Annotated in this window: 5 protein-coding genes, 1 tRNA gene and 1 other RNA gene; 5 read left to right on the top strand and 2 right to left on the bottom strand. The window is 47.7% G+C overall.

The genetic code is table 11. The features are described from left to right. Window positions 1-46: 46 nt before the first annotated feature. Window positions 47-994 (top strand): tyrosine-type recombinase/integrase, encoded by a 948-nt coding sequence (locus tag AC3A8L_RS19855; protein ID WP_487964005.1) that lies wholly within the window; start codon window positions 47-49, stop codon window positions 992-994. 107 nt (window positions 995-1,101) lie between these two features. Here AC3A8L_RS19855 and ffs read toward each other — a convergent pair. Both ffs and AC3A8L_RS19845 read right to left on the bottom strand, forming a co-directional pair. Further along, an RNA gene (gene ffs, locus AC3A8L_RS19850) (signal recognition particle sRNA small type) lies at window positions 1,102-1,197 on the bottom strand. Window positions 1,198-1,237: 40 nt separating this feature from the next. After that, window positions 1,238-1,314 (bottom strand) — tRNA-Met (locus tag AC3A8L_RS19845). A gap of 266 nt (window positions 1,315-1,580) precedes the next feature. On the opposite strand from AC3A8L_RS19845, the gene AC3A8L_RS19840 reads away from it, so the two are divergent. From AC3A8L_RS19840 to AC3A8L_RS19825, 4 genes are all read left to right on the top strand, one after another. Beyond that, entirely contained in the window at window positions 1,581-2,192 is a 612-nt protein-coding gene (locus tag AC3A8L_RS19840) for a phosphoribosylanthranilate isomerase (protein WP_487964007.1), read from the top strand. Between the two features lie 54 nt (window positions 2,193-2,246). Then, window positions 2,247-3,461 (top strand): tryptophan synthase subunit beta, encoded by a 1,215-nt coding sequence (trpB, locus tag AC3A8L_RS19835; protein ID WP_487964006.1) that lies wholly within the window; start codon window positions 2,247-2,249, stop codon window positions 3,459-3,461. Between the two features lies 1 nt (window position 3,462). Next, window positions 3,463-4,260: a tryptophan synthase subunit alpha gene (trpA, locus tag AC3A8L_RS19830; RefSeq protein WP_487964004.1), complete on the top strand. Its 798-nt coding sequence runs from the start codon at window positions 3,463-3,465 to the stop codon at window positions 4,258-4,260. A gap of 111 nt (window positions 4,261-4,371) precedes the next feature. Then, the coding region (locus AC3A8L_RS19825) for an acetyl-CoA carboxylase carboxyltransferase subunit beta (protein ID WP_487964003.1) at window positions 4,372-4,923 on the top strand (552 nt) is incomplete at its 3' end.

The following is a 4,923-nucleotide window of genomic DNA, read 5'->3' as shown; positions in this document are numbered from 1 at the left end:
AACGTTGCATTTGAGGAGGTTTGTGAGCGAGTAAAAGGGGATTAAGATGTATTTTGAAGAGCTTGCAGCTGAATACTGCGATTTAAATGTATTCAATGAAGAAACACGTATTACCATAATTCGAATCGGGCGGTTGTTTGACATAAGAGCAATGTGCTCAGTTGGGGCATGCTCGGTTCGTGATATTGCTCAATTTAAGCGGATCACATTAGCTAACGCTAAAACCGTGACGTATAACGGTTATTTGCGCTACCTGCGCATTATTGGTGATTATGCAGTCGCGCAAGGCTATGCCGAGAGCAATCATTTCCGAGCAGTCAAGACCGGACCGGTACCGGCTGGCGTATCAAAATCTTTGTCAGATAACGACCTTTGGCAGCTCTTTAGTCATCTGGATGATAATAAACAGCGGTATGACCCTGCGTGGTTTTGGCTCGCGGTTATCAAAACCTTATATTTCACTGGAATGAGGCGCAGACAGCTCGTCAGTCTGCGCGTAGATGACCTTGATTTTGAACTTATGGTTATCAAGCTATCTCATCAAGGCTCAAAGACTTATCGTGAGTGGTCAATACCAATGCACCCAGTCTTGGCGGATGTGTTTCAGGATGTGATGCAGAAATCCTCATCAGTGTTGGGGCGGTCTCTCGCTCCAGAAGATCCTCTCTTTAATGTATGTTGGCACAACGGTCGATATAAGCCGTGCGAGCAAGTTGCAGGGCAAATGAGAGCCCGAGCGATCACAGATTTCTTTAAGAGAGTGAATAAAAATACTGAGTTGAGCGTTGGGGCGCATAAGTTTCGGCATACGGTCGCGACACGACTATGTAATCCTGCCGAAGGGGCGCCAGATATTTTCGCTGTACAACAGATATTGGGCCATACAATGATTTCGACGACGCGTCAGTATGTTTCGATGTCATCGGGGCGTTTAACAAAGGTCTTGGGGGAGATGAATTTGCCGCATTTGGCTCAGAAGGTCTTGACGCGCTAAAAAATGGACACCATGATAGAGGAGTGTCGATCATAAGATCGGCCAGAGATAAAAAAACTAAACGAGCGAGAGAGCAAAAACTTGATTGCCAAAGCTATTTTGGGTGGCAACTCCAGCACATCTCAGCACACGATAATACTGTTACCGTTGCTCCCTTCCGGGCCTGGCGGAGTTCACAGCGTATCGTTGCGAAGAGACCGGAGTTACCATAATAGCGACTTCTAAATTACAGCCGAAACATGATGGTGGCTAGGGGGAGACTTGAACTCCCGACCCCAGCATTATGAGTGCTGTGCTCTAACCAACTGAGCTACCTAGCCATCAAGTTCTTCGTCGGGTTGACCCCGCGAAGGGCGCACATTTTCACTACTTGGCTATGTAAAGTCAAGCGCCAGTTCTTAAAAATGTGCAAAATAGTTATGGCGCCCAAGCTGTACTTTTAATATTACTTTTACATGATTGTCTAGCGGTTATTTATCTTCCCATTACTGAGGTAATACGCTATGGACAGGACTCCCTTCGTTACGGTAAATCTGGTAATATTGCGCCCTTTTTGGGTAAGGGTGTACTGGCTATGGCGCGCACTGTGCGAGTTAAAATTTGCGGGATCACTTCGGCAGCTGATGCACAAGTGGCGGCTGGTGCTGGCGCAGAGGCTTTGGGTATTGTTTTTTACCCTCCTAGCCCGCGCTATGTTGCTGATCTTGCGGTTGCACGTGAAATTGCTTTAGCGGCTGGTCCGTTTGTGACAGTCGTGGGGCTTTTTGTGAATGCAGAGCCGCGTGATGTTGAGCAAATTTTACAAGCGGTGCCTTTGAATTTACTGCAGTTCCATGGTTATGAATCGCCTCAAACTTGTGAGCGTTATAATCGTCCGTATATCAAAGCGTTACGTATGAAACCGGGTGTCGACATTGCTGGGCTTGCGAATGAATATGTTGGTGCGCGAGGCATATTGTTAGACGCTTACCGTAAAGGGGTGCCAGGCGGCACAGGTGAAACGTTTGACTGGGACGGCATACCCAGCGGTATAGCCAAGCCGCTCATTTTGGCGGGCGGTCTAGACCCCAACAACGTCGCTAGCGCTGTTAATCGCGTTGCCCCTTGGGCTGTGGATGTCAGTGGCGGGTTAGAGGCAAGCCCCGGTGTAAAAGATTCAAACCTAATAAAGCAATTTATGGCGAATGTAGCCAACTAAATATTATGTGCCTGTTACTGCGCGCACATTCAAAAATTGAGGAATACCGTGAGTATTATTGAGCAACCCACTGATTTTAATCAATTGCCTGATGCAAAAGGCCACTTCGGTCAGTTTGGCGGGCGTTTTGTGTCTGAAACACTGATTCATGCCCTGGACGAGTTAAGCGAAATGTATGACCGCTTGAAGGATGATGCGGAGTTTTGCCGAGAGTTCGATTATGATTTGGCGCACTACGTTGGGCGTCCGTCGCCGCTGTATTTTGCTGAGCGTTGGACGAAAAAAGTGGGTGGTGCACAACTTTATTTGAAGCGTGAAGACCTGAACCATACGGGTGCTCACAAAGTGAATAACACGATTGGGCAAGCGTTGCTGGCTAAGCACTCTGGCAAAAAACGTGTTATTGCTGAAACCGGAGCTGGTCAGCACGGTGTAGCAACCGCGACAGTGGCCGCGCGCTTAGGATTAGAGTGCGTTGTGTACATGGGAGCTGAAGATGTTAAGCGCCAATCTCTGAATGTGTACCGCATGAAACTGTTGGGCGCTACGGTTGTACCGGTCGAATCGGGCTCTAAAACATTAAAAGATGCCATGAACGAAGCCATGCGCGATTGGGTCACCAATGTCGACAACACCTTTTATATTATTGGCACTGTTGCCGGCCCGCATCCTTACCCTCAATTGGTGCGCGACTTTCAATGTGTTATTGGCCGAGAGGCGCGTGCACAGTGCTTAGAGCAAACGGGGCGTTTGCCCAATGCTTTGGTGGCATGTGTTGGCGGTGGTTCTAATGCGATTGGTTTATTCCACCCCTTTTTGAATGACAAAGATGTCGCGATGTTTGGTGTTGAGGCTGGCGGCTATGGGGTTGAAACCGGTAAGCATGCAGCTCCCCTTAATGATGGTGTGCCGGGTATTCTTCACGGTAACCGCACTTACTTGATGGAAGATGAAAACGGTCAAATCATTGAAACACATTCAATCTCCGCGGGTTTAGATTACCCCGGTGTTGGGCCTGAGCATGCATGGCTGAAAGATGTGGGTCGTGTAAGTTACGTACCGATTAATGATGACGAGGCGATGAATGGCTTTCGCAGCTTAACGCGCGTAGAGGGTATTATGCCGGCGTTAGAATCTTCGCACGCTATAGCCTATGCCGAGAAGCTGGCACTCGAAATGAATAAAGACGATATTATTATTGTGAATCTTTCGGGGCGTGGCGATAAAGATATTCTGACTGTTGCCGAAATTGATGGGATTAAAGTTTAAGATGAACCGAATAACGACAACACTAGATGCATTAAAAGCTGAAGGCCGCAAAGCGTTGGTTACCTATATCGTTAATGGTGACCCAACACCTGAGACAACATTACTTACCCTGCATAGTATGGTCAGTAATGGTGCCGATATTATTGAGATCGGTGTCCCATTCTCAGACCCAATGGCCGAAGGGCCAACGATTCAGCGCGCTCACGAAAGAGCTTTAGTGCACGGCATTAGCTTAACAAGCACGTTAGACCTTGTAGCTCAATTCCGTAAAACAAATGCGACGACACCTATTGTTTTAATGGGGTATGCCAATCCTGTAGAGCGTATGGGCTACGCAAAATTCGCAAAGGCTGCCGCAGTGGCAGGCATTGATGGTTTGTTAACTGTCGATTTGCCACCAGAAGAATCGGCTGATTTAGATGTAGAGCTTAAAGCGGCAGGAATACACAATATTTTCTTGATTGCGCCAACAACGGCAGATGCTCGCATTGCGCATGTTACGGCATCGGCTTCAGGCTTTATTTATTACGTATCACTTAAAGGCGTTACTGGCGCTGGCCACTTGGATGTGGAGTCGGTGATCACGAAAGTGGCCGCGATCCGTAAAACAACTGATTTACCTGTGATGGTGGGTTTTGGTATTAAAGATGGCGTTAGCGCTAAAGCCGCTAGCCAAAGTGCTGAAGGTGCCGTTGTGGGTAGTGTGCTAGTGGCATTGATGGCTGAAGGTTCTGCCGAAGCTATTGCCCAAAAAGTAGGCGAAAAGGTTGGCGAGATTCGGCAGGGGTTGGACGCATAACGGCACCATGGCCGTAGCTTAGTTTATTCATTGCGTTACCAATAAGGTAACGGCAGAAAAATCGATATATCGTAGAGCAGGCACCCTGCGAGGGTGTTCAGAGGCAGCATAATGAGTTGGTTTAATAAGATTGTCCCTAAAGTTGCACGTTCTGATGAGCGTAAAAACGCGAGTAATATTCCTGAAGGCTTATGGCAGAACTGTAAGAAGTGCGCCGCCGTGTTGTACCGCCCAGAATTAGAGAAAAATTTAGGCGTGTGCCCAAAGTGTGATCATCACATGCGTATAGGTGCGCGCAAGCGCCTAGATTTATTTTTGGATGCCGGTTCGCGTGAAGAGCTAGCAACGGATGTTTTACCTGTCGATCGCCTTAAATTTAAAGATGTTAAAAAGTACAAAGATCGTTTAACTGCGGCGCAGAAAAAAACCGGTGAAAAAGATGCTTTAATCGCTATGCGCGGTAATTTAAAAGGTATGCCGGTAGTTGCTGTTGCCTTTGAGTTTGAGTTTCACGGTGGTTCTATGGGTTATGTAGTCGGTGAGCGTTTTACGCGTGCCGCTAACCGCGCGTTGGAAGAGCGAATTCCTTTGGTGTGCTTCCCTGCAACCGGTGGCGCACGTATGCAAGAGGCTTTAATCTCTTTGATGCAAATGGCGAAAACC

The sequence above is a fragment of the Marinagarivorans sp. genome, assembly GCF_982758155.1.
Note: the sequence above shows the minus strand (reverse complement) of the source record. Positions and strands in the feature narration are given on the sequence as shown.